Raw genomic sequence first — 23,500 nt, forward strand, 5'->3', positions numbered from 1 at the left:
CACACCGCTTCATAATCGACCTCTTTGCGGAGGACGTATGTCGCTGGCGATTTTATTAAGTCGTTCCTTAGTCGGTTTAGATGCACCGCTCGTCAGAGTAGAAACACATCTCGGTGTGGGGCTTCCTGCCTTTCATATTGTCGGACTCGCAGACGCGGAGGTTAGAGAGAGCCGAGAGCGCGTCCGAGCCGCGATCTTAAGCACTGGTCTAGCGTTTCCAAGCGGCCGGCTGATTGTCAATTTGTCACCCGCTGATTTGCCTAAAGAGTCCGGACGCTTTGATTTACCTATCGCACTGGGTGTGCTTTTGGTGTCAGGGCAAATTAAAGTTGTTGCGCCTGGAATGTTGTTATCGATGGTGTTTGCCGGAGAGCTCTCGCTCACGGGCGCCCTGGTACCCACGCGCGGTGCGATAGCGCTCGGTCTCGCCGTGGCTCGCACCCAGCCCGATTGTGTGTTGATTCTTCCCATGAGTAACGCGATAGAGGCTACAAATATTCCAGAACTACGCGTGTTGGGTGCGAACAGTCTTGCCGAGGTAGTTGCCCATATTCAAGGGGTCTCCACATTACAAAGGCTCAGACCGCGTGATGTCAGCGCGTCTCCACAAGAGTCTGCATGTTTGTCAGATGTTCGTGGTCAGACAATGGCGAAACGAGCCCTTGAGGTTGCAGCGAGTGGAGGGCACAGTCTGCTGATGTGCGGTGCCCCAGGCGTCGGAAAAAGTATGCTCGCTAAACGATTGCCAGGGATTCTTCCGCCACTTACAAACAAGCAGGCATTAGAGCTCGCAGCAATCTCTGCGTATGCTGGCTTAGATACAGCGATATCCAACCAAAGGCCAGTGCGCAGTCCGCACCATTCGGCCTCGGCAGTAGCCATCATCGGTGGCGGAGCTCGACCAACGCCCGGAGAAGTCTCGTTGGCGCATCATGGCGTGCTATTCCTTGACGAACTACCCGAGTACGATCGCAAAGTACGGGAGGGCCTACGTGAGCCGCTAGAAAACGGTGTTGTATGTATTTCTCGTGCAAAAGGTAGGTGTGAGTTTCCAGCAAAGTTTCAACTGGTCGCCACGATGAACCCGTGCCCATGCGGCTGGAGAGGGCATCTTAAGCGTCGCTGTCGCTGCACCGAGACCCAGGTTCAAAGTTATCAGGCACGCGTGTCGGGTCCCGTGCTAGATCGTATCGATCTGTTTGTTCCGCTGTTTCAGGAAGTAGAAGATCTAGTTCATGAAGGGATTTCGGAGGCGTCGGCGCAGGTGGCGTCTCGCGTTGCGGCAGCATGGCGGGTGCAGGTTGCCAGGCAAGGCGTGCTTAATGCACACTTAGCTGATTCATCCTTAGACCTCCAATGCGGACTTGATAGTAATGCTAAACAATTATTAGCTTCTGTTGCAGCCCAACATCATCTGTCTTTGCGAGCAGTCCAACGGACGCGCCGGGTGGCGAGAACCTGCGCTGACCTAGACGGATGCGTTGCAATATCTAGGACTCACCTTTCGGAAGCGTACAGATATAGGCTCACTATTGGCGTGCAGTAACTAAAAAAATGTCATATAATCAAAGGCTTTCCTGCGTAACTGCATCCTAAATAACTACGGGGCGGTGTGCAAGGAAGCGGATAGATGAACGAGCGTTACTAAGAAGTGGCTCTAGGGTTTCCAAGACTTGCGATTGTTGCTTGCGACAATCAGGCAAGGCACCTTCAGAACACAATTTTAAGCAATAGGAATAGCAATGCCTAAGATGAAGACGAAAAAGAGCGCTGCAAAGCGCTTCCAGGTTCGCGGAAGCGGATCGATCAAGCGGGGTCAGGCGTTTAAGCGCCACATCCTTACCAAAAAAACCACGAAGAACAAGCGCCAATTGCGCGGTTCAGCAGCGGTCGATAAAACCAACGTGGCTTCTGTAAAAGCCATGATGCCTTTCGCTTGATAGGAGAAACTAAATGCCTCGCGTAAAACGTGGTGTAACGGCTAGAGCCCGTCACAAAAAAGTTATTTCGGCAGCCAAAGGCTACCGTGGCCGTCGCGGTAATGTATTCCGTATTGCCAAGCAAGCAGTTATGCGTGCTGGTCAGTACGCATACAGAGATCGTCGCAACAAGAAGCGCACTTTCCGCGCCTTGTGGATTACTCGTATCAACGCAGCAGTGCGCGAGCACGGCGTAACGTATAGCGTGTTTGTCGCAGGTCTGAAAAAGGCTGCGATCGAGCTCGATCGTAAGGTCCTTGCTGATATGGCCGTGCACGACAAAGCTGGTTTTGCAGCTGTCGTTAATCAGGTCAAATCTGCGTTGGCTGCGTAAGCACCGCGCGATCTACGTGTGGACGGGGCCTGCTGGGCTCCGTTTGCATTTTTAAGCAGTGTTTCCTGAAGGCTTTATAAAGATGACTGGATTAGCTACCGACCTGATTGAACAGGCGCGTGCGCAGTTTGAACAGGCTGCCGACGCCGCTGCTCTTGAGAATGCGAAAGCAAAGTTCCTAGGTAAGCAAGGCTCGCTGACCGAAATGTTGAAAGGGCTCGCGAAGCTAGATGCTGATGCTAAGCGCGCGGAAGGCGCGCGGATCAACCAGATTAAGCAGGAAATTGAAGGTTTGCTTAACGTCCGCCGTGCTCAATTAGCGCAGGCAGAGTTGAATATGCGCTTGGCGAGCGAGACGATTGATGTGACGTTACCAGGTCGTGGTCGAGGCAAGGGCGGCATTCACCCAGTCATCCGAACATGGCATCGCGTTGAAGAAATATTTAAATCAATTGGTTTCGACGTAGCGGATGGTCCCGAGATCGAGAACGATTGGACTAACTTTACAGCACTAAATAATCCAGAGAACCACCCCGCACGCTCAATGCAAGATACCTTTTATGTTGACATGAAAGACGATAAGGGCCTGCCTTTACTGTTACGTACTCACACGAGTCCGATGCAAGTCCGCTATGCGCGGATGAACAAGCCGCCCATTAAAGTCATCGCACCAGGACGCACATACCGTGTCGACAGCGATGCGACGCACTCCCCGATGTTTCATCAGGTAGAGGGGTTATGGATTGATGAGAATATTTCGTTTGCAGACCTCAAGGGTGTGTATACGAACTTTTTGCGCTGTTTTTTTGAAACAGACGATTTGGTTTTGCGCTTCCGGCCATCCTTCTTTCCTTTCACGGAACCATCCGCTGAAATTGACATGATGTTTACGTCAGGTCCGAACAAAGGTCGTTGGCTAGAGATTTCGGGCTCGGGTCAGGTTCATCCCGACGTCGTGAGGAACTTTGGGTTAGACCCTGAGCGTTACATTGGCTTTGCGTTTGGCTCAGGCCTCGAGCGCTTGACGATGCTGCGCTATGGTGTGAATGACTTACGTCAGTTTTTTGAAGGCGATCTGCGCTTCTTGCAGCAGTTCAACGATTAATTAGTTTTAAACCGGTACGGTTCAACATGCAATTTCCCGAATCTTGGCTACGTGCGCTGGTCAATCCTAAACTGAGCACGGACGAGCTCTCACATCGGCTTACGATGGCGGGTCTTGAAGTCGAAGAGGCCAATCCTGTTGCCCCAGGTTTTTCAGGGGTCGTTGTAGCACGCATCGTTAGCGCCGAGCCTCATCCCAATGCCGACAAGCTACGCGTCTGCCAAGTGGATGCCGGTACGGGCGCGTTATTGCAGATCGTATGCGGTGCACCGAATGCCGCTGCTGGAATCAATGTGCCGCTTGCAACTGTGGGAGCTGTGCTTCCTGGCGAGTTGAAGATTGGTGTCGCTAAAATGCGCGGCGTTGAGTCCTCCGGCATGCTTTGTTCTGCACGTGAGCTTGGTCTTTCTCAAGATCACGGTGGACTGCTTGTGTTGGATGCGAGTTTGGCTCCGGGTACAGATATTAGAAAGGCCTTGGATTTAGACGATACGTTATTCACTCTGAAACTCACACCGAATCGCGCAGACTGCCTGTCAATTCTTGGCGTCGCACGTGAAGTATCTGCGCTGACTGGGGCTGAGCTAGTTCCGCCGACCCCCCGTGCGATTAAAGCCTCTATCCACGACGTGTTGCGCGTCACGGTCACTGCCCCTGACCTCTGTGGACGCTTTGCAGGGCGTGTGATACGCGGCGTGAATGCGCGTGCTCAGACTCCTGCGTGGCTAGTGCAGCGCCTCGAGCGAGCAGGGCAGCGCTCGGTCAGTGCCTTGGTCGATATTTCTAACTACGTCATGCTCGAGCTTGGCCGGCCGACGCATGTATTTGATCTTGACCAGATCTCGGAACAGAGCCTCGAGGTACGTTGGGCTCGTGAGGGTGAGTCGCTCACATTGCTTAACGAGCAAACGATTAAGCTCGATGCCTCGATGGGCGTAATAGCAAGCGGCGCACAGCCCGAGAGTCTTGCTGGGATTATGGGTGGTGCGAGCACAGCCGTTACGCTCGACACGTCCAATATTTATGTGGAGGCGGCGTTTTGGTGGCCGCAGGCAATTGCAGGTCGGGCGCGCAAGCTCAAAATTAGCTCCGAAGCTAGCCACCGCTTCGAACGGGGTGTCGACTTTGAGCAAATCCCTGAACACCTCGATTTGATTACGGGGCTGATTCTAGACATTTGCGGTGGACAAGCTGGTCCCATAGACGATCAACACGTCAATATGCCACAGCGACAGGCGGTAACCATGCGGTTAGCACGCTGTCAACGCGTGCTAGGCATACCTGTCTCGCATGCTCAAGTTTCAACAACGTTTGAGCGTCTTGGATTCGTTTTTAACGCGACCGCAGATGCGTTTATCGTGTCCCCACCATCGTTTCGCTTCGATATAGCAATTGAAGAGGATTTGATTGAAGAGGTCGCCCGCATCATCGGCTTCGATAACATTCCAGCAAATCCACCGGTTGCCGCTGCAGTCATGCGACAGGCGCCGGAGATCCAAAGATCGGCCCATACCATCCGCGCTGAAATGTCCGGCTTAGACTACCAAGAAGTTATTAATTTTTCATTTGTCGAGGATGTCTGGGAGCGTGACATGCTCGGGACAAAAGATCCCATTCGGCTTCTCAATCCAATTGCGAGCCAGTTAGCGGTCATGCGTACGTCCTTGCTTCCAGGACTCGTTGCCAACATCCGCTATAACGCGAACCGCAAACAGTCTCGTATACGTGTATTTGAACTTGGTAGAGTGTTCTCTAGGAACGATCAGGTCAAAGATGGCCCACTAACCGTGGCAGGTATTGAACAACCGCAAAAGCTCGCAGGCGCTGTCTGGGGTGGGACAAATCCTGATCAATGGGGGCTAGCGACGAAGAATGTTGACTTTTTTGATGTAAAACGGGATGTTGAGGTCTTGCTCGATGGGCGGACGGCCGACTTGCGTTTTGCGGCTTTGGCACATCCGCTGCTGCACCCTGGCCGTAGCGCCCAAATTATGCTGGACGGAAAACAGATCGGTTTGATAGGTGAGTTGCATCCGAAGTGGGTCCAAGAGCAAGAGTTGGGTACTGCGCCCGTGCTATTTGAGCTAACCTACGATTCGCTCTGTACGATTGCGATGCCCTCGATAAAAGAGCTCTCAAAGCAGCCAGTGGTTCAGCGGGACTTGGCTATATGGGTTTCTACCGATAAAACAGTGCAGTCCTTATTGGATACTATTGGGCGTACGATCGCAGCTGACGAAAGTTTGAGGGTGGTACAGGATGTGCGACTCTTTGACCAATGGAAGGATCCGTCTAAGCAAGCGGCAGAGGAAAAGAGTCTTGCTTTCCGCTTTAGTTTGCAAGACACTGAAGTGACGCTCGATGATGCTCGTGTGGATGCGTGCGTAGTGAAAATCCGCCAAGCACTTGAGACCGAGCATCAAGCACGTCCTCGCTAGACGCGCCCCGGTAACTATAAAACGTTTTAAAGTTGATCTGACTTATGATTGAACCTCGCACACTGACCAAAGCGGAGCTCGCAGAGCTATTGTTCGACCGCGTCGGGCTGAATAAGCGCGAGGCCAAAGACATTGTTGATACTTTCTTTGAAGAGATCCGTGACGCGCTGGCTCGGGGAGAGCCTGTCAAGCTTTCCGGATTTGGTAACTTTCAAGTTCGTCACAAGCCCCCACGTCCCGGGCGAAACCCTAAGACCGGTGAAACAATCCCAATTGCAGCTCGCCGTGTCGTAACGTTTCACGCTAGCCAAAAGCTCAAAGGTGCAGTGGAGCACCCAGAGCAACCGTCGATCTAATCGGTTGCGGCCTTACTACCGACATTCGTATTAAGCTCAGGTTATGACGATTTCAGACAAGCCGTTTGTACTACCACCGATTCCGGCAAAGCGTTACTTCACAATCGGTGAGGTGAGTGACCTTTGCGGCGTTAAGCCTCATGTGCTTCGCTATTGGGAACAGGAGTTTACGCAGCTCAAACCTGTGAAGCGTCGGGGTAACCGACGCTACTATCAGCACCACGAGGTCCTACTGATTCGCAAGATCCGTGAGCTGCTATATGAGCAGGGCTTTACGATCAGCGGCGCACGGAATCGTTTAGGGGAGGGGCGCGAAGTTCCGCAGCAAGATCCCGATGCGGCCGTTCGCCTGACTGCGCAAGAGCTCAATGCCTTGCGCACGGAGCTCAACAGTATTCGTGATATGTTGATCCACGCACAGAGCCGCCATCCACCGAGTGGTCAGCTCAAGCTCGGCTAGTCGTTGCGACTCGGCAGGACCTGATCGCCTCTGCTATACTTTCAACCTTTCGGGGCGTAGCGCAGCCTGGTAGCGCACTTGCATGGGGTGCAAGGGGTCGCGAGTTCGAATCCCGCCGTCCCGACCAGTATTGTTAAGGGGTTAGTGTTCACAAGACACTAACCCGTTCTTTTAAGATAAGTACTAATATGGTTTCAGTTGATTAAAAAATAGTTTTCCTTAGGGTTGGTGCAAAGCTTTTGATATTGAGTCTAACTTTGTGACGAGGAGTTCAAAATTATGTCCATCGCAAATTCGAAATTTGTCTTATTTAGTTTTGCTCTCATGTTGTTAAGTTCTACAGCTAGCGCCGATACATTTAGGGCTAACGTTCAAACGACGACTCTAAAAGGGCACTCAATCCTTATTCAATACGAATTGAAATACACTGTTTCTGCTGATAATATCGTTTCAGGAAAGCTAAAAAACTTTACTCAGAAGAATCCATGCCTTCAATCTGAAGGTAATGACATCACTGGAAAAATTGAAGGTGACTCCTTGTCATTTACGGTAAAGATGTCATTGCAAGGCTGCGAAGAAAATAATTTTGTTGGCAAAAAGCAAGCCGACGGATGGGCGGGAAAGATGCGAATTACTGGTGCTGAAAGGGAGATTTTGTTTACAAAGCAATGAAGCTTTTCTTTTGGCTCATTCAATGACGGTTTTATTCTGAGCTTTCGACTCTCGATCTCGTAGCCACTTATCATTCCATACTCAAAACCGATAGCTCCAAGCATGGGGTGCAAGGGGTCGCGAGTTCGAATCCCGCCGTCCCGACCAGTATTATCAAGGGGTTAGCTTTCAAAAGAAGCTAACCCCTTTACAATTCAGCTTTCAGTTCTCTGGTAGGCGCTCAGGCTTTACTAGGGCTTGTCTAAACTGCGAAGCGATCGCTTCTCATCAATGTGAGTCACTCCTTGAGGCTAGCGATACTCGTACCAACCTATAACGAGTCGAAAAATATCGACGCGTTGCTCGGTGCATTGGCACAGGTCGGTCAACTCAATCCAGGAATCGTCATTGAGGTCTTTGTGCTCGATGATTCGTCTCCGGATGGTACGGGTCAAGTTGTCCACGATGCGGCTCAGCGTTTGCTTTCCAACAGCTTTCGCGCGGAGCTCATTGAGCGCCCTAAAAAGGAAGGCCTCGGCAAAGCCTATATCGACGGCTTGAGTCGGATGCTACTGCTACCCATGCCACCAGATTATGTTCTGCAAATGGATGCCGATCTATCTCACAACCCAAAGTACATTTCTGAGTTTATTTCACTCGCACGTTCTGGCTGCGACTTTGTGTTGGGATCGCGGTATATCCCCGGTGGGTCAAGTCCAAATTGGCAGTGGCACCGTAAGTTATTGAGTCGGGGCGGCAACATGTACGCACGCTTTGTACTCGGTAGCCATGTCTCTGACTATACCGGTGGCTTCAATATGTACTCGCTTGTTCTTTTGAAAAAAATTGATTTAACACGTCTGAATCATACGGGTTATGGCTTTTTGATCGACTTAAAGTACAAAGCGGCAAAAGCGTGTGAATGTCTCGGACAAGTCCCCATTGAATTCACAGAACGAGAGCATGGCGTTTCTAAAATGCCGGCAAGCACCATCTGGAGAAATTTCTTCATGGTGCTCTCCATCAAAATCAACTCCTTGATTTCGCGTTAACACCATCGACACGAATGTCAATGAATACTAATAGACATCCTCTGCATGCCACTCTTGTACTACTGACCATCTGTTCAGTGATCGGCACATCGTTACTTGCGGTAGGACATCTCTTGAATTCGCGCTGGCTGGATTTGTTTTTGTTCAACGGCGACTCGCTCACCCTCGCACTCTACGCAAAGTCTCTCTTCTCCGGAGAGGTCAGGGACTGGACATTTTCGTCGCAGATATTTTTCTTTCCAGAAATCTTCATTTACTTGCTTTGTTATGCACTCACTCCAACCATCGAGTGGTCATTCATCTTAAATGCATTAATCAATTACTGGTTATTTGCTTTCTTCCTGTACAAGATTGCGGGTGCAGTCGGTGCAGCAATTTGGGTCCGTACTGGCTTTGTCGTGCTGGCCTCCTGTTTATTACTTTTATATTGTTCGCTTGAACAGAAAGCTGAGGTCAATGTCACGGCTCTTGTGACATTGTTCTTATTCAACACATACTACTTTGGCGCAATTCTTTGTGCGTTGTTGATAGCGTGGTTGAGCTGTTGCGCGCTAAATGGGACTCGGTTTGATAGAAAGCCTGTTTATGGATTGGTCGCAGTGTGCAGCGCCATGACATATTTTTCAAACCCCATGTTTCTTTTACAAGGGGCAATTCCGTATGTAGTGTGCCTGCTATATATGCGCTGGTCCCGTACTATTGAAAACGGCGTTTCTCGATGGCTGATCGTTGCGATGGTTCTTGGTGTCGTCACCGGTCAGCTCATGCGATTGTATTTTTCAGAACACGTTGGCAAGGCTATTGGAAAGTACGTGCACCTTAAATCGTTTCTTGAGGGACTCCAAGGTGTTGGCAATAACCTAGGTCGCGTCGCTGAGACTTCGGCAGGTATTCTTGAGTTCTCGATCATCGGTGGTCTATTCATGCTATCGACCGTGCTGGCTTGTGTTTACATACGATCAACGGCACGACGCCCTGCGTTTTCTATTACCTATCCCGGGTCGGCCTTTCTATTCTTGGTGTTGTTTTCAGCTTTCTCCGCGTGCATCACACTTGTGGGGACAATCGTGTCGGGTAATTTTTTGATGCGCTATTTTTTACCAATCGCATTGCTACCTGTATTCGTTTTGTTAACTGCGGTTTTGGCTTTGCGTGCAGAGCATGGTGCAAAAGGGAAGGCGTATTTCTTGGTATGCGCAACACTCGGTTTAGCCATGGTCACTTTTGCCTGGCGGTCCTCACCCGCTCTGGGAAACTTCTCTTGGTTATCTGCCGCGCCCAATAGTGAGTCACATCCAGGTGTTCGTTGTTTTAACGAACTGATGACGAAGAAATCCTTTAATGTCGTCGGTACTTTTTGGAGTACGCGAACATTAGATGCGTATAGCAAGACTGAAGCTCGGGCCTTGCAGGTCAACGAGCGTTTTGAACCCACGCTGTGGTTGAACAATCGAGATACCTACAGAAACCTGGCGGTCAATGGCGTGATTGTTAGTCGTCCTGCAGATAATGTTCGGCAAAAGGGCGCGATTTATGCTGAACAAACACAGGCATTAGGCGCACCAGACTCGATTGCTACCTGTACAGATTTTGATATCTATTATTATGCTGAGGGTTCGAAAGGGTACAAGCTACTCGCCGAACAAATGAAGAAACTTAAACGCTAGCAAATGGCTCGCTAGCACAGCATGATCGATGGGCGCGCTATCGACACGGGTAGGCATTCTTTAGAGCGAAAATCAAAATAATTGAAATTTCGTCCGTGGGCTTGAAATTGTTTCTGCCGATAAAGTTTTCTAGGATCTGATTCGTTAGATCGCCAGTGAGTGGTAAATCGCCAGGCGGGCAAAAAATCTGAGGTAAGTTGTAGGACTTGTTGTGTACATTCGAAAACACAACGCCTTGCCCCATACCCGCTGTGTAGGTCGTTAACATCTCTTTCTTTATCGAATCTTTCTTCCATTCGCGGTATTGCGCAAGCGTGAGCCCCGACGATGCGTACGCATCTTGCAGCACCAAGCCAATTGAAAGTACCGCCATCAGTACGATCGCTTTCATGCAATGACTCACTGTCCTCTCCTTGACTACCCAGTCTCCACGGGCCACGCCTAACTATTTTGCAGCAGCTGCTTGCTGTATGCGTGCAATCAATTGTTGGATCTCCTGCTGCGTTGTATCCCAACGACATACAAGGCGAGCGAGATCAGGCCCTCTACGATAAAAAAGTACACCACTCGCAGCTAAGTGATCGAGTGCTGTTGAACGCATGGAAAGGAACAACTCATTTGCCTGAACAGGGGCGACGATACGAGTGCCTTCGATTGCTTGTATGGCGAGTGCAAGTGTGCTGGCTGCGGCATTGGACTGGGTAGCTAGTCGCAGCCATAAGTCGTCCTGAATATACGCAAGAACTTGCGCAGAGGCGAAACGCATCTTTGACCAGATCATACCGGCACGCCTGAGGTGAAAGCCGATGTTGTTTGCAATTTCGTCATTGAACACAACAATTGCATCGGTTAAGAGTCCACCGTTTTTTGTGACTCCGAATGACAGAATATCAACACCTGCCTTCCAGGTGAGTTCGGCCGGAGTACACCCCAAGTGCGCCACTGCGTTTGCAAAGCGTGCGCCGTCCATATGCATGACCAGGCCGTGGCGCTTCGCAATATCGCCAAGTTGAGCAACCTCATGGCATTGATACACAGCGCCAAGATCCGTTGCTTGAACCAGATTGACCGCAGCAGGCTGACTCTTGTGCGCCTGCCCTCGACCAGCTGTTGCAGCCGCTCGATCTAGTGCGAACGGATCAAGCTTGCCGAATTGGCCCGACAGGGATGTGACTTTTAATCCTGAACCAAAGAAACCCGCAGCGTTACATTCTGAAGTGTTGATGTGCGACTCGGGGCTGCAATAGACTGCGGAGAAAGGCGTGGTGGTTGCCGCTAGTGCCAAGGCGTTCGCGCCAGTTCCGGTAGGTATGGGGAATACCCGGACAGGGCGCTCAAATAACGCACCCATCTGCGCTTGTAACGCAATCGTTAGCTCATCGGCTCCATACCCGAGTGCAGTACTTTGATTGCTTTTGACAACCGCCTCAATGATTTCAGGTGCGGCGCGTCCGCAATTGTCACTACGAAATTCAAGCTCTAGGTTTGACATGGCTCTCAAATTACAAGTTGTGTACCAAGCTCTACAACGCGGTTTGCAGGAATCTTAAAAAAGTCAGTTGCACTGGTTGCATTCTTGGACATGATCCTGAAGAGCTGCGCACGCATTGCCCAGACACTGCGCTTGCCAGAAGGGACAACCGTCTCACGTGATAGATAGAATGTGGTCGACATCATGTCAAAGGTCTGACCGAATTTCTCACAAAGCGTGAGTGCTTTGGGAACATCTGGGTTTTCCATGAAACCATAGCGCACTACAATTCGGCTAAAGCCTTTGCCCAAGTTCTCGTAGGTCAGACGTTGATCAGCCTTCACAAAAGGCGTGTCAGCCGTGTGCACAGTCATCAGCACAACCCGTTCGTGCAAAATCTGATTATGTTTTAGGTTGTGGAGAAGGGCGGTGGGTACTCCACTAGGAGAGCTCGTCATAAATATGGCGGTACCGCGCACGCGATGGACATCATCGATCGCCTGAATGAACAAATCCATCGGCATACTTTGCTTGGCAACTTCAGCGCCGAGCACTTTACGCCCTCTAAGCCACGTTGTGAGTACGACAAAAGTGATCAGGCCAATACCGATGGGGAACCAGCCACCCTCTGGAATCTTGATTGCATTGGCGAAAAAAAACGCAGAATCGATGATGAGCAGAAAGCCGCCAACAATTGACGTCTTCAACCACGACCAATCCCAGATCAGTCTCATCACAAATACGATCAAAATAGTGTCAATTAGCATCGTCCCAGTCACTGCAATGCCATAAACAGCTGCAAGGTTTGATGAAGTTTTAAACCCAAGGACGAGCGCAATCACGCAGAAAAACAGCATCCAGTTTGTGAAAGGCACATAAATTTGTCCTTTTTCCTCGCCCGAGGTGTGCACGATTAACATACGGGGTAACAGACCCATCTGTATCGCTTGGCGAGAGATTGAAAATGCGCCCGAGATCACAGCTTGCGAGGCAATAACTGCTGCCAATGTCGACAGGATCACCATGGGTATTAAAGCCCAGTCAGGGGACATTTTATAGAACGGATTGTCGATGGCGCTTTGATCTGCAAGCAGCAAAGCTCCTTGCCCAAAGTAGTTCAGCACAAGCGCTGGAAGTACAAACCCAAACCAAGCCCAACGAATGGGGCGACGGCCAAAGTGTCCCATGTCTGTATAGAGAGCCTCTCCACCCGTGACAGTTAGCACAACAGCAGATAAAGCAAAAAAGGTTAAAACCGGGTAGGCGATCGCAAACTTAAAGGCGTAATAAGGATTCAACGCGAACAAAATTTGTGGATCATGGGCAATATGCACGATGCCAAGCAGACCCAGCACCGAAAACCATAGCACCATAATCGGTCCGAAAAACATTCCGATAAAAGACGTTCCATGTTTTTGAATCAGAAACAGTCCAGTCAAAATGACAACAGCGATTGGCATGACGAAAGGGGTGAGCCTCGGCGTAACGATTTCGAGGCCTTCCACCGCGGACAGAACCGAGATTGCAGGTGTGATCATGCTGTCGCCAAAAAACAGACCGGCAGCAAATACGCCAAGCGTCGTCACAATGGCAGTCAACCCTAAAGCTTTCGTGCGCTCCGTCATCATCGCAAGAAGAGAAAGTGACCCGCCTTCTCCTTTGTTGTCAGCGCGCATGATGACCGTTACATATTGGAAAGACACAACCAACATAATCGACCAAAACACAATGGATAGCATACCCATCACATTGTCTGGCGTGACCGGCACGGGGTGTCGACCATTAAAAATTTCTTTGAGTGCGTAAAGTGGACTTGTTCCAATGTCGCCAAATACGACACCCAGCGCTCCAAGCGTTAGGGCAGGTAGAGCTTGACGATTATTCATGCGTGCCGCGAGTCTTCTTGTAATCGATTATTGTAGAGCACGAACATCACTTACCTGCGTACGGGTGTTGCGATTTCCAGTGTCGAGCGATATCAATGCGTCGACAGACCCAAACACGGTCATGTTTCTCAATGTGATCTAAGAACCGTATGAGGCCCGCCATGCGTCCTGGACGGCCCAAGAGTCGACAATGCATGCCGATCGACAGCATCTTGGGGCAATCTTGGCCCTCGGCATACAGCACATCGAAGCTGTCACGCAGATACTCAAAGAAGTGCTGCCCCGTGTTGAAGCCTTGGGGCGTGGCGAATCGCATATCGTTCGAATCAAGCGTGTAAGGCACGATCAATTGTGGCACCGAGCTGCCGTCGGTTTTTGTAACGTTGGTCCAGAAGGGCAGATCGTCGCCATAGTTATCACTGTCGTACTCAAAGCCGCCGTGGTCCGCAACTAGGCGACGCGTGTTGGGGCTATCTCGGCCGGTGTACCAGCCTAGCGGCCACTTTCCATGCGTGAGCGCTTTGAGCATCGTCGTGGCTGCCGCCATGTGTGCACGCTCGGTCGCTTCATCCATGCCCTGATAATGGATCCAGCGCAACCCATGCGAGGCGATTTCATGGTCCTGCTCTAGCAAAGCGGCTGTCAGCTCAGGGTGTCGCTTTAACGCAAGTGAGACGCCGAAAACTGTTAGCGGTAGTTTTCTACGCTCAAACTCGCGCAAAATCCGCCACACACCTGCGCGCGAGCCATACTCATAAATCGACTCCATGCTCATATGCCTGGCCGGATAGCTCTCAGCCCCAACGATTTCAGACAAAAACCGCTCGGAGCCAGGGTCGCCGTCCAGGACCGTGTTCTCTGAACCTTCCTCGTAATTCAGCACGAACTGGACTGCGATCTTGGCACGTCCAGGCCAGTTTGCCTGTGGGGGATTGGCTCCGTAGCCGACTAGCTCGCGGGGGTAAATATCTGAATACATGCTCGGCACCTTTTGAAAGAACTCAATTAGATACGATCTTTCGCTTTGCGTTAGTGCGAACTAGGGATTACCCTAATAGCAACTGTTTTCGGCAATGCGGTGGCGAGGCAGTCTTGGAAAGAAGTTTGCGCGAGATAGCCAAAGCCTCGTGCTAGTTACACACCTGTCGATACTGGACGATACGACCGTACTGATCGTACACAGGCACTTGTGATGTTTGGCATGCACGTTGTGGCGCATAGTAGTACGGAGGCTGCGTGGCGTAGTTGCGCTGTTCGTAAATGTAACTAGGCGTTTGTTGGCTAATGATCGCTGAGCCGATTGCGACTCCCACTACTGCCCCGATGGCCGCTGCAGCCCACCCGTTGGCATTGTTATTGCCGTGGTAAGAATGACGACGTCCGCCGGCCTCTGCAGGGAGCGCCATTGTGAAAGCTAACAGGGCGACGAGGGCCAACTTCGTAAACATACGCTTCATGATCCATTCCTTTAAAAGGAAACAGTTTTGACAGCGCAATCATAGATGTTTGCACTGAAAAAACGGGTCAAATTGCGTCGCCGGCCCAAAACAGTTATTTCAATCTGTTACAAAGCACCTTACTTTAAGCCCTCAGCCGCCAACGCCGCTTGCACTGCCGGATCCGCAGACATGCGCTTGAAATGGGCTTGGATGTTTGGCATGTCGGCGATGTCGATTTTCTTCGCACTTGCCCAACGCAGCGTGACATACAGGTATGCGTCGGCGACGGAGCGCCCCTCAGATAACCAGTCACGACCGGAAAGATGCTTGTCAATGATTCCGTACATGTCCCGTAAACGCTGTGAGGCGTTACCACTCAGCTCCGCCTGACCTGCGGCGTCATTTAATAAGCGGGCGGCACCAAAAATCATACTGTAGGTTTTATGGATATCTGAGTTACAGAACGCAAGCCAGCGTCGTGCCTCGGAACGCGCTTTGAGTGAGTCGCCACCAAGCAAATGTGCCTCAGGATTTTTCTCTGCTAGGTATTCAAGAATCGCGCAATTTTGCGTCAGGGTAAAGCCTCCGTCATCGATGGCAGGCACGGCACCCATTGGGCTTACCGCGAGAAACGGTGCTTGTTTAAGAGCGTCGCGACCAATCGCAACGTATTCAAACGGTTTTCCAACCCATTGCAGTGCAATGTGGTCTACCAGTGAGCAAGCGCCGGGCAAGCCGTATAGTTTCATGTTTGTATTCCTTGATGAAGATGTCCCAAGCATACCTCTAAGTACTCTGAGCTTGGATCCCGATTGTCCATAAGCATTGCTTTAGTCCGGATGGGGCAAAAAATTGGGAAAAGGTTAACATCGCGCTATCTTATTCACTCCGTTTTATACAAGAGGATTCGCGCATGAGCCGCCCATTTCGTATCGCAGTGCTGCCCGGTGATGGTATTGGTAAAGAAGTGATGCCAGAGGGACTCAAAGTCCTGAAGACCGCCGCGGACAAGTTTGGTTTGAATTTGGAATACCGCCACTTCGAATGGGCATCTTGCGATTACTACGCGCAAACTGGGCAGATGATGCCTGATGACTGGAAGTCACACCTGCAGGATTGCGATGCAATTTATTTTGGAGCAGTCGGCTGGCCCGCAATTGTGCCCGACCACACCTCGCTGTATGGTTCGTTGCTGAAATTCCGTCGCGAATTTGATCAGTACATCAACTTGCGTCCAGTTCGTTTGTTTGACGGTGTTCCATGCCCGCTTGCCAATCGCAAAGCAGGGGACATTGACTTCTTCGTCGTGCGTGAAAACACGGAAGGCGAGTACTCCGCTGTTGGCGGAAAAATGTTTGAAGGCACCGATCGCGAGATCGTTCTGCAAGAGTCGATTTTTACGCGCATTGGCTGTGATCGCGTGTTGCGCTTCGCCTTTGAGATGGCCTCGCGTCGTGCGCGCAAGCACCTCACGATTGCGACGAAGTCGAACGGCATTGCGATCAGCATGCCTTACTGGGATGAGCGCGCGGCGGAAATCGGTAAAGAATATCCGGGCGTTACAACCGATAAGCAACACATTGATATTTTGTCCGCACGTTTTGTTCTAACACCTGATCGTTTCGACGTGGTGGTTGCCTCAAACTTGTTTGGAGACATCTTGTCGGACCTCGGACCAGCCTGCACGGGCACGATCGGCTTGGCTCCTTCGGCCAACCTCAATCCAGACCGCAAGTTCCCATCACTTTTTGAGCCTGTTCATGGCTCAGCGCCTGACATTGCAGGCAAGAACATTGCAAACCCGATTGCAATGATTTGGTCCGGTGCGCTGATGTTGGATTATCTTGGGCGCGGTCTGACAGGTGCAGCGCAAAAGCCTTACTTGGATGCACACGATGCGATCGTCAAAGCAATCGAAGACGTCCTCGTTCAAGGACCACACACTCCAGACTTGGGTGGTAAAGCAAGCACCAGCCAAATCGGTGATGCCTTGAGCAAAGTACTGGCGAAGTAAATCACCGGAGACCCACATGCCTGACTATACGAATCGATTTAAAAAATCACTCAAAGCCGGAGAGGCAAACATCGGGCTGTGGATCTCTATTCCTGATCCGTTTACAACGGAAATCTGCGCGACCGCTGAGTTCGACTGGATGCTCTTGGATGGGGAGCATACGCCGACCGATCCACTAACAATCCTGTCGCAGCTACAAGCCTGTGCCGCCTACAACACACAAGTCGTTGCACGACCTCCAATCGGCCAAACGCATCTAATTAAGCAGTTACTCGATTTGGGTGTGCAGAACCTACTGATACCCATGGTCGACACGGCCGAACAAGCACGTGAACTTGTACAAGCGGTGCGGTACCCGCCACATGGTATTCGCGGTGTCGGGTATGGTTCAGCTCGCGTATCGCGCTGGGACTCACGCAAAGACTATGTCAAGATAGCGAACGACGATGTGTGTCTGTTGGTTCAAGCAGAAACTGCTACGGGCCTGAGCAATTTAGACGCGATCTGTGCAGTGGAGGGCGTAGACGGTGTGTTTCTCGGCCCCTCGGACATTTCGGCAGCACTTGGCCACCTCGGTAACCCGGGTCATCCTGATGTCGTTGCCACCATTGAAAGAGGTATCACGACTATTTTGAAGCATGGCAAGGCCGCCGGAATCCTCACGCCCGATCGAACCTTGGCACAGCATTATTTGAAGCTGGGTTGCACGTTCGTCGCGGTTGGTGTCGATGCGCGCACCCTCGCGCTTGGTGTACGCGAATTGCGAGCGTCCTTTAAGAATTAAGCGTCATCGATTCAGCCAAACCGCGCATCAAGCCAAGCATCAATTCGCAACGAACGGCTTGCACGCCGTGCTGGCGTGCAAGTGCGACTGTCTGACCTAAGATCGCTTCAACCTCAAGAGGGCGTCCCGCCAGAACGTCTTGCAACATCGAGGCACGGTTAGAGCCCGAACGCTTGGTTGGTGTGACCGCCTCGTCAAGATCAATCTTGCCCCGCAAATCAGTGCCGCAAGCTAACGCAATATCAATCACCTCAAGCATGATCTGCTTACGTAAGGCAATGACATCGGGATTAGCGTTCATATTTGCCGTGGGCAGTCTTGTAAGTGCTGCAACCGGGTTCAGCGCGTAGTTAATGAGTAGTTTGTACCAAGTCTCATACCGAATGTCCGTCGTTGCTACGCCTCGGATGTTTGCGGACTGAAGAAGGTCAGCTACTCGATGCGCTCGAGGCGAATCCGATCCGTCAGGCTCGCCAATCATCCAGCGATCTTTGATATTGCTGCGGATTACACCTGGTTCGATCACTTCGTTGGGCGAATAAATGACACAGCCCAACGTTTTGTCCCGTAAACGGCTCCAAAGCTCGCCATCAGGGTCTAGCAAGGGAAGAGGGGTCTGAGGGACATCAAGTCCCTTGTTCCACCACCAAGGGATGCCATTGGTCGCAAACACAGCAACGCCGTCTGGTGCTAATAAACTCTCAATCGTTGCAGCTGCAGCGGGCAACGCGGTGGCTTTAAGCGTTACCAGCACGATGTCCTGCGGTGGTAGGCTCATAGGGTCATCGGTAGCGGCACTTGGACGACCGGTAAACACCTCATCGCCACGATAAAGCGTCACGCCGTTGCGTTTGATTGCCTCGAGCTGTGGACCACGACAAACGAGGGAAAGCTCGTGAGGGCCTCCGGGGGGAAACTGAGCGGCAATCCTAGCGGCGAGGTGCCCGCCGACTGCGCCGGCGCCATAGATACAAACCTTCATTTCGGTATTTCCATTACTTTACATAATATACATTATGCGGTTATTACGGATGGGCAAATGTGTACCCGCCTAGTTGTCTAAACCTCAATTTGTTGCCCCAACAACGGCACGCTTGCCTCTAATTTGAGCTCATGTTTGATCCGTAACCGCAGACCGTCTGCCGCGGCTGGTTCACCATGATTCAAAAACACACCACGCGGCTTCACCTTCGCCGTTTGCAACCAAGCCAGGATTTCGTTGGAGTCTGCGTGTGCTGACATTCCGGTAATTGAAATAACTTCTGCATTGATCGGTACGTCTTCGCCGTATATACGCACCGTTCGTTCACCCGCAAGCATTTTCGCTCCACGGGTCCCTGCAGCTTGAAATCCGGCAAACAAGATCATATTGCGGTGGTCTGGCGCCAAGGTTTTGATGTGATGCAGTACCCGACCCCCCGTCGCCATTCCGCTAGCCGATATGATGACCGACGGATACCGGATGGCATCAAGCGCCCTTGATTCGTCCGGTGTACGAACCATCTTTGCGACCGCCCCAAGCGCCTTGCAATCCTTCGCCTCGAGGCGGTGTTCATCGCAATGGCGCTGATAAATTTCAGTCATGTCGATCGCCATCGGGCTATTCAAATACACCGGTAAGTTCGGTATTGCGCCGCGCTGTTTGAGCCGGTGCAAGGCCAACAGTAATTCTTGAGCGCGACCGACAGCAAATGCCGGAATCACCACAATGCCGCCACGCACAGCACAACGGTTGACTGCATCCGCAAGCTGCGCTTCAGGCTCGACCGTTTCGTGCACCCTATCGCCATAGGTGGATTCGACAACAACATAATCCGCATGCTCGATAGGTGCTGGTGCCCGCATGATTTTGTCATTAGACCGACCAAGATCACCTGAAAACAAGACAGTTTTACCTTCAGCAGTGAGCTCCACTGAGCTCGCACCTAAGATATGTCCGGCCGGACGTAGGCGCACCTGGATACCTGCCGCGACTTCTAGCTTGCGATCAAACTCTAATGGTTTAAACAAGCGTAATGTCTTCTTGGCTTCGGCTACTGTATACAACGGCAAGGCTGGTGCATGCACTGTCGTGTGGTGACGATTTGCGAAATCAGCTTCTTCTTCTTGTAGCTTTGCGCTATCGAGCAATAGTCCATGACATAGGTCTATGGTTGATGGCGTGGCATAGATAGCGCCATGAAACCCTTGCTTCATCAGTATTGGCAATGCGCCGGAGTGATCCAAGTGTGCATGTGACAGCACGACCGCGCCTAATTTAGAGGCGTCTAGCGGCATCTCTGTACGGTTCAGTGCACGTAGATTTTTAAATCCCTGAAATAGACCGCAATCAATTAACACTTGCGTGTTCGCGGCACTGACCAATGTCTTAGATCCGGTGACTGTGCCGGCGGCGCCCAGGAAAGTAAGTTTCATCTTATGCCTTTGGTAAGTCGTATGCATGCATGATACAGACTATTCCCAGGATCAATCCGCCCTACTTTCTTAACGATTCTCAAACTTTGGTTTACGTTTTTCCGCAAAGGCGGTGATCGCTTCGCGATGATCAAATGTTGTCTGCACGAGTGCCTGATAGGCTGAAGCCATGTCAAGTGAAACAGGCAAGCTTACGTGCTGGGAATCGCGCACCAATTTTTTACTTGCGCGAATTGCATGTACAGGATGCGAGGCAATTCGAGCCGCCATTGCACGTGCTTCATCCATGAGTGCAGCGTCATCGACCACCTTTGAAACAAGCCCAATGCGCGCCGCCTCTTCACCGTCGATGAAGTCGCCTGTGAATGTCATTTCAAACGCTTTAGACAGACCAACAGCTCTGGGCAAAAACCACGCACCACCATCGCCGGAAACCAGGCCCACACGCGCGAAGCTTTCACCAAACTTTGCACTGCGCGCAGCAATACGAATATCGCACATCGTCGCGAGATCACAGCCTGCTCCGATTGCAGCGCCATTCACCGCTGCAATGATCGGTGCTTCGAGGTTGTATAAGGCGACCGGCACACGTTGGATTCCTTCCGTGTAATAGCGGCGCACATCGACCGGTGCCTTTTGCACAGAAGCTGTACTGCGATCTTGCATCTTCTTGACGTTTCCTCCGGATGAGAACCCCTCGCCGGCTCCGGTCAAAATGACACAGCCTACGCTGTAGTCTTTATTTATCTTTGCAGCGTACTCAACTAGGGCATCATTGATTTCCGGCGACAACGCATTACGCGTGTCCGGTTCGTTCAGCGTCAGAATGACGATCCCACCTTCTTGTTCATACTTTACGGGCACCGCGCTCATAGAAATCTCCTACGGGAAGAACCCCGCGTGTGTCATGTGTCCAACGAATTAAATCGTGCCTTCCTGCTTTAACGTTTCGATTGAGGCGTCAGACAAGCCTAGCCATTCCCCATAGATTTCTTGGTTATGCTGACCAAGCTTTGGACTGGATACGGTTGTAACCCGATCTGCACCATGAATCATCAATGGACTACCCGGCAGCACCACACGGCCGAGGTCCTGATCTTCAAACCACTCCAGCATGCCACGCGCATGCATGTGGGGATCATTCATGACCTCAATTAAATTACGCACTGGTGCCGCGGGAAACCCGTGTTGCTTACTTGCGGCAATCAACTCATCCCGTGTGCGTGAGCGCGCCCATTGCTGTACGACCTCATCCGTGTGAGCGAGGTTCTCCACCCGCGCTTTATTCGTTGAAAAGCGAGGGTCATCCTTTAAATCTTCGCGTCCCATCGCAGCGAGCATCTTGTTCCAGTGAGGCTCGGTGACACATACGACAGCAATGTGTCCGTCTTTAGCTTCGTAAACGTTATACGGCGCCAAGGCCAAGCCGCCATGGCGATTACCGACTCGTGGTGGCAAAGCGCCGCTGCCCCGATAAGTAAATCCAAGGTTAGACGCAAGCGTTGGATAAGCGGTATCTTGCATCGCAACCTCAACCAACCTGCCCTCACCTGTCTGCGACCGCTCATACAACGCCGTCATAATTCCCGCATAAAGATGTACGCCACTCAAAAAATCGACGATCGACGCACCCGCTCGCATCGGTGGACCGTCTGGCATTCCTGTCACACTCATCATCCCCGAAGATGCCTGAATCGTGACGTCCATTGCCAAATTGTCTCGATCGGGCCCTGACAGCCCGTAGCCTGTACCGGATCCGTAAATCAGTCGTGGGTTGATCTCGTGCAATACAGACCAGCCCACGCCTAGGCGGTCCATGACACCTGGTGCAAAGTTTTCAACAACGATGTCTGCGCGCTTGACCATTTCCTTGAACAAGTTGCGGCCGCTCTCCGTCTTTAGATTAAGCGTTATCCCACGCTTATTGGTATTGAGCATGGCCATCGGAAGAGAGGCGCTGCCACTAACCTTCGCACGGATGCGAGACGGCTCACCATTCACAGGCTCGATTTTAATTACGTTCGCCCCAGCCTTTGCCATCAAAAATGTTGCATAAGGCCCTTGATAGATCTGTGTCAGATCGATTACGGTAATTCCATCTAACGGCGTGTTCTTTCGCACTAGCGTGCCTCTTTCAAAATCTTTTTAGCAATCGACATGCGGTGAACCTCAGAGGGGCCTTCGTACACACGCATCACACGAATCCGCTGCGCCATTAAATGCAACGGCATTTCTTTCGTGACGCCCATCGCACCAAACGTTTGCATGGCATGATCAATAATCTCAGCTGCCATTTCGGTCGCGTATACCTTGATCATCGAGGCTTCAAATTTCACATCCAAACCTTGATCCTGTTTGCGCGCGGCATCAAGCACCATCAAACGGCATGCATGTATTTTCATCGCTGCATCGGCAATCCACCATTGAATTGCTTGGCGATCACTCAAGGGCATTCCAAACGTGACACGCTGCTTGGCATGCGTACACATCATATCGAGTGCACGTCTCGACATACCAATACACCAGGCCCCCATCTGCAATCGTCGGATCACGAGCCTAAGCTGCATCGGCGCAAAACCTGCACCGACTTCACCCAATAGGTTATCTTTAGGGATGCGGCAATCTTCAAACGCGAGTTCGTAGGTGCGGTGACCGGCGAGCATGGGAATTTCGCGCAAAATCTCAAAGCCCTTCGTGCCCTTATCCACAATAAACGCAGTGATGCCTTCATGACGCTTGCCCGAACCAACACGCGCCATGACAACCACGAAATCAGCTGCAGGTACACGGCTCACCCAGATTTTGCGACCATTGATCACCCAGCTATCGCCATCCAACACGGCCCGCGTCAGCATGCCAGAGGGATCGCCACCCGCATTGGGTTCTGAAATAGCGATCGCTGATTTAGCATCACCACTCGCGTAGGGTTCAAGGTACTTCTTTTTCTGCTGTTCGTTCGCAGTCGCCATCAGCATGTGAAGATTAGGAGAATCAGGAGGGAATGTGAACGGGACGACAGTGCGACCAAGCTCTTCGTTTAACGCCATTAAGGTCACCGCAGGAAGATTCGCACCACCCATCGACTCGGGGGCATCCAAGGCCCAAAGTCCTAGTTCCTTGCACTTCGTGCGTAAGCTTTGGTCCTCGGCTTTTGTGAGCGCACAGTGCTCACCCGCGATCTCACGACTCAGGATTCCTGCTTCGAGCGGCATTAACTCTTGATCGACGAACTTTGCCACCAGTTCAACAATCATCTTCGCTTCTTCGCTCTCTTGTGCGCTTGCGTGACCCATTTCCACCTTGTGCTCCTAATGTTTGAATCTTGATGAGCAATCATACCGAATACTCAAAAAAGTAATCCTTAAGTCAGTCATGGGATTTGTATGCATTGGAAACTCAATTTGGACCGAATGGAGCCTCGCTCTGTTAGCATTGACCGTACCTGGTTT

General features: G+C 51.3%; 23 protein-coding genes and 1 tRNA gene. 13 read left to right on the forward strand and 11 right to left on the reverse strand.

Annotated features, from left to right (window positions below; genetic code table 11):
* Window positions 1-37: 37 nt before the first annotated feature.
* The 11 genes from KZZ10_RS00715 (at window position 38) to KZZ10_RS00765 (ending at window position 10,042) form a co-directional block, all read left to right on the forward strand.
* Window positions 38-1,546, forward strand: coding sequence for a YifB family Mg chelatase-like AAA ATPase (locus tag KZZ10_RS00715; protein ID WP_259659571.1), 1,509 nt, complete (start codon window positions 38-40; stop codon window positions 1,544-1,546).
* A 196-nt stretch (window positions 1,547-1,742) separates the two neighbouring features.
* Window positions 1,743-1,940: a 50S ribosomal protein L35 gene (gene rpmI / locus KZZ10_RS00720; RefSeq protein ID WP_259659572.1), complete on the forward strand. Its 198-nt coding sequence runs from the start codon at window positions 1,743-1,745 to the stop codon at window positions 1,938-1,940.
* A gap of 13 nt (window positions 1,941-1,953) precedes the next feature.
* Window positions 1,954-2,313, forward strand: coding sequence for a 50S ribosomal protein L20 (gene rplT / locus KZZ10_RS00725; RefSeq protein WP_259659573.1), 360 nt, complete (start codon window positions 1,954-1,956; stop codon window positions 2,311-2,313).
* A gap of 82 nt (window positions 2,314-2,395) precedes the next feature.
* Window positions 2,396-3,418, forward strand: a complete 1,023-nt coding sequence (pheS, locus tag KZZ10_RS00730; RefSeq protein ID WP_259659574.1) for a phenylalanine--tRNA ligase subunit alpha — start codon at window positions 2,396-2,398, stop codon at window positions 3,416-3,418.
* Between the two features lie 26 nt (window positions 3,419-3,444).
* The gene (gene pheT / locus KZZ10_RS00735) at window positions 3,445-5,856 is read left to right on the forward strand and encodes a phenylalanine--tRNA ligase subunit beta (RefSeq protein ID WP_259659575.1); all 2,412 of its coding nucleotides are present in this window, start codon (window positions 3,445-3,447) and stop codon (window positions 5,854-5,856) included.
* Window positions 5,857-5,900: 44 nt separating this feature from the next.
* Window positions 5,901-6,212, forward strand: a complete 312-nt coding sequence (locus KZZ10_RS00740) for an integration host factor subunit alpha (protein ID WP_259659576.1) — start codon at window positions 5,901-5,903, stop codon at window positions 6,210-6,212.
* 43 nt (window positions 6,213-6,255) lie between these two features.
* A complete protein-coding gene (locus KZZ10_RS00745) occupies window positions 6,256-6,672 on the forward strand; it encodes a MerR family transcriptional regulator (RefSeq protein ID WP_259659577.1) in 417 nt (138 codons plus the stop codon).
* A gap of 50 nt (window positions 6,673-6,722) precedes the next feature.
* Window positions 6,723-6,799, forward strand: a tRNA-Pro gene (locus KZZ10_RS00750).
* A gap of 152 nt (window positions 6,800-6,951) precedes the next feature.
* Window positions 6,952-7,344 (forward strand): hypothetical protein, encoded by a 393-nt coding sequence (locus KZZ10_RS00755; RefSeq protein ID WP_259659578.1) that lies wholly within the window; start codon window positions 6,952-6,954, stop codon window positions 7,342-7,344.
* A gap of 272 nt (window positions 7,345-7,616) precedes the next feature.
* The gene (locus KZZ10_RS00760; protein WP_259659579.1) at window positions 7,617-8,375 is read left to right on the forward strand and encodes a polyprenol monophosphomannose synthase; all 759 of its coding nucleotides are present in this window, start codon (window positions 7,617-7,619) and stop codon (window positions 8,373-8,375) included.
* A 20-nt stretch (window positions 8,376-8,395) separates the two neighbouring features.
* Window positions 8,396-10,042 (forward strand): hypothetical protein, encoded by a 1,647-nt coding sequence (locus KZZ10_RS00765; protein WP_259659580.1) that lies wholly within the window; start codon window positions 8,396-8,398, stop codon window positions 10,040-10,042.
* Between the two features lie 37 nt (window positions 10,043-10,079).
* Here KZZ10_RS00765 and KZZ10_RS00770 read toward each other — a convergent pair whose 3' ends face one another.
* From KZZ10_RS00770 to KZZ10_RS00795, 6 genes are all read right to left on the reverse strand, one after another.
* Window positions 10,080-10,433, reverse strand: coding sequence for a hypothetical protein (locus KZZ10_RS00770; RefSeq protein WP_259659581.1), 354 nt, complete (start codon window positions 10,431-10,433; stop codon window positions 10,080-10,082).
* Between the two features lie 54 nt (window positions 10,434-10,487).
* A complete protein-coding gene (locus KZZ10_RS00775; RefSeq protein WP_259659582.1) occupies window positions 10,488-11,534 on the reverse strand; it encodes a threonine aldolase family protein in 1,047 nt (348 codons plus the stop codon).
* Between the two features lie 5 nt (window positions 11,535-11,539).
* Window positions 11,540-13,399 (reverse strand): potassium transporter Kup, encoded by a 1,860-nt coding sequence (locus KZZ10_RS00780; protein ID WP_259659583.1) that lies wholly within the window; start codon window positions 13,397-13,399, stop codon window positions 11,540-11,542.
* 46 nt (window positions 13,400-13,445) lie between these two features.
* Window positions 13,446-14,378 carry an allantoinase PuuE gene (gene puuE / locus KZZ10_RS00785; protein ID WP_259659584.1) on the reverse strand — a complete coding sequence of 311 codons (933 nt, stop codon included), beginning with the start codon at window positions 14,376-14,378 and terminating at the stop codon, window positions 13,446-13,448.
* A gap of 151 nt (window positions 14,379-14,529) precedes the next feature.
* Entirely contained in the window at window positions 14,530-14,856 is a 327-nt protein-coding gene (locus KZZ10_RS00790; RefSeq protein ID WP_259659585.1) for a hypothetical protein, read from the reverse strand.
* A gap of 119 nt (window positions 14,857-14,975) precedes the next feature.
* A complete protein-coding gene (locus tag KZZ10_RS00795) occupies window positions 14,976-15,587 on the reverse strand; it encodes a glutathione S-transferase family protein (protein ID WP_259659586.1) in 612 nt (203 codons plus the stop codon).
* A 164-nt stretch (window positions 15,588-15,751) separates the two neighbouring features.
* Here KZZ10_RS00795 and KZZ10_RS00800 point away from each other — a divergent pair, with 164 nt between their 5' ends.
* Window positions 15,752-16,852: a tartrate dehydrogenase gene (locus KZZ10_RS00800; RefSeq protein WP_259659587.1), complete on the forward strand. Its 1,101-nt coding sequence runs from the start codon at window positions 15,752-15,754 to the stop codon at window positions 16,850-16,852.
* Between the two features lie 16 nt (window positions 16,853-16,868).
* Window positions 16,869-17,636, forward strand: a complete 768-nt coding sequence (locus tag KZZ10_RS00805; protein WP_259659588.1) for an aldolase/citrate lyase family protein — start codon at window positions 16,869-16,871, stop codon at window positions 17,634-17,636.
* Here KZZ10_RS00805 and KZZ10_RS00810 read toward each other — a convergent pair.
* From KZZ10_RS00810 to KZZ10_RS00830, 5 genes are all read right to left on the reverse strand, one after another.
* Window positions 17,626-18,618: a ketopantoate reductase family protein gene (locus KZZ10_RS00810; RefSeq protein WP_259659589.1), complete on the reverse strand. Its 993-nt coding sequence runs from the start codon at window positions 18,616-18,618 to the stop codon at window positions 17,626-17,628. The two genes, KZZ10_RS00805 and KZZ10_RS00810, sit on opposite strands and share 11 nt — an antisense overlap.
* Window positions 18,619-18,695: 77 nt before the next feature.
* Window positions 18,696-20,051, reverse strand: coding sequence for an MBL fold metallo-hydrolase RNA specificity domain-containing protein (locus KZZ10_RS00815; RefSeq protein ID WP_259659590.1), 1,356 nt, complete (start codon window positions 20,049-20,051; stop codon window positions 18,696-18,698).
* Between the two features lie 69 nt (window positions 20,052-20,120).
* Window positions 20,121-20,924, reverse strand: coding sequence for a crotonase/enoyl-CoA hydratase family protein (locus KZZ10_RS00820; RefSeq protein WP_259659591.1), 804 nt, complete (start codon window positions 20,922-20,924; stop codon window positions 20,121-20,123).
* Window positions 20,925-20,972: 48 nt separating this feature from the next.
* The gene (locus KZZ10_RS00825) at window positions 20,973-22,172 is read right to left on the reverse strand and encodes a CaiB/BaiF CoA transferase family protein (protein WP_259659592.1); all 1,200 of its coding nucleotides are present in this window, start codon (window positions 22,170-22,172) and stop codon (window positions 20,973-20,975) included.
* Window positions 22,172-23,344 carry an acyl-CoA dehydrogenase family protein gene (locus KZZ10_RS00830; protein WP_259659593.1) on the reverse strand — a complete coding sequence of 391 codons (1,173 nt, stop codon included), beginning with the start codon at window positions 23,342-23,344 and terminating at the stop codon, window positions 22,172-22,174. Before KZZ10_RS00830 ends, KZZ10_RS00825 begins: the two co-directional genes overlap by 1 nt.
* Window positions 23,345-23,500 lie beyond the last annotated feature (156 nt).

The organism is Zwartia hollandica, from assembly GCF_019923725.1.
Lineage (GTDB): Bacteria > Pseudomonadota > Gammaproteobacteria > Burkholderiales > Burkholderiaceae_B > Zwartia > Zwartia hollandica.

What these genes read in the sequence shown, in the direction of transcription:
- KZZ10_RS00745 (WP_259659577.1), top strand. Translation starts at nt 6,256, where the DNA reads ATGACGATTTCAGACAAGCCGTTTGTACTACCACCGATTCCGGCAAAG.
- KZZ10_RS00715 (WP_259659571.1), top strand. Translation starts at nt 38, where the DNA reads ATGTCGCTGGCGATTTTATTAAGTCGTTCCTTAGTCGGTTTAGATGCA.
- pheT (WP_259659575.1), top strand. Translation starts at nt 3,445, where the DNA reads ATGCAATTTCCCGAATCTTGGCTACGTGCGCTGGTCAATCCTAAACTG.
- KZZ10_RS00810 (WP_259659589.1), bottom strand. Translation starts at nt 18,618, where the DNA reads ATGAAGGTTTGTATCTATGGCGCCGGCGCAGTCGGCGGGCACCTCGCC.
- KZZ10_RS00755 (WP_259659578.1), top strand. Translation starts at nt 6,952, where the DNA reads ATGTCCATCGCAAATTCGAAATTTGTCTTATTTAGTTTTGCTCTCATG.
- puuE (WP_259659584.1), bottom strand. Translation starts at nt 14,378, where the DNA reads ATGTATTCAGATATTTACCCCCGCGAGCTAGTCGGCTACGGAGCCAAT.
- KZZ10_RS00790 (WP_259659585.1), bottom strand. Translation starts at nt 14,856, where the DNA reads ATGAAGCGTATGTTTACGAAGTTGGCCCTCGTCGCCCTGTTAGCTTTC.
- KZZ10_RS00740 (WP_259659576.1), top strand. Translation starts at nt 5,901, where the DNA reads ATGATTGAACCTCGCACACTGACCAAAGCGGAGCTCGCAGAGCTATTG.
- KZZ10_RS00765 (WP_259659580.1), top strand. Translation starts at nt 8,396, where the DNA reads ATGAATACTAATAGACATCCTCTGCATGCCACTCTTGTACTACTGACC.
- KZZ10_RS00780 (WP_259659583.1), bottom strand. Translation starts at nt 13,399, where the DNA reads ATGAATAATCGTCAAGCTCTACCTGCCCTAACGCTTGGAGCGCTGGGT.
- KZZ10_RS00830 (WP_259659593.1), bottom strand. Translation starts at nt 23,344, where the DNA reads ATGGGTCACGCAAGCGCACAAGAGAGCGAAGAAGCGAAGATGATTGTT.
- KZZ10_RS00805 (WP_259659588.1), top strand. Translation starts at nt 16,869, where the DNA reads ATGCCTGACTATACGAATCGATTTAAAAAATCACTCAAAGCCGGAGAG.
- KZZ10_RS00815 (WP_259659590.1), bottom strand. Translation starts at nt 20,051, where the DNA reads ATGAAACTTACTTTCCTGGGCGCCGCCGGCACAGTCACCGGATCTAAG.
- rpmI (WP_259659572.1), top strand. Translation starts at nt 1,743, where the DNA reads ATGCCTAAGATGAAGACGAAAAAGAGCGCTGCAAAGCGCTTCCAGGTT.
- pheS (WP_259659574.1), top strand. Translation starts at nt 2,396, where the DNA reads ATGACTGGATTAGCTACCGACCTGATTGAACAGGCGCGTGCGCAGTTT.
- KZZ10_RS00770 (WP_259659581.1), bottom strand. Translation starts at nt 10,433, where the DNA reads ATGAAAGCGATCGTACTGATGGCGGTACTTTCAATTGGCTTGGTGCTG.
- KZZ10_RS00795 (WP_259659586.1), bottom strand. Translation starts at nt 15,587, where the DNA reads ATGAAACTATACGGCTTGCCCGGCGCTTGCTCACTGGTAGACCACATT.
- KZZ10_RS00800 (WP_259659587.1), top strand. Translation starts at nt 15,752, where the DNA reads ATGAGCCGCCCATTTCGTATCGCAGTGCTGCCCGGTGATGGTATTGGT.
- rplT (WP_259659573.1), top strand. Translation starts at nt 1,954, where the DNA reads ATGCCTCGCGTAAAACGTGGTGTAACGGCTAGAGCCCGTCACAAAAAA.
- KZZ10_RS00775 (WP_259659582.1), bottom strand. Translation starts at nt 11,534, where the DNA reads ATGTCAAACCTAGAGCTTGAATTTCGTAGTGACAATTGCGGACGCGCC.
- KZZ10_RS00820 (WP_259659591.1), bottom strand. Translation starts at nt 20,924, where the DNA reads ATGAGCGCGGTGCCCGTAAAGTATGAACAAGAAGGTGGGATCGTCATT.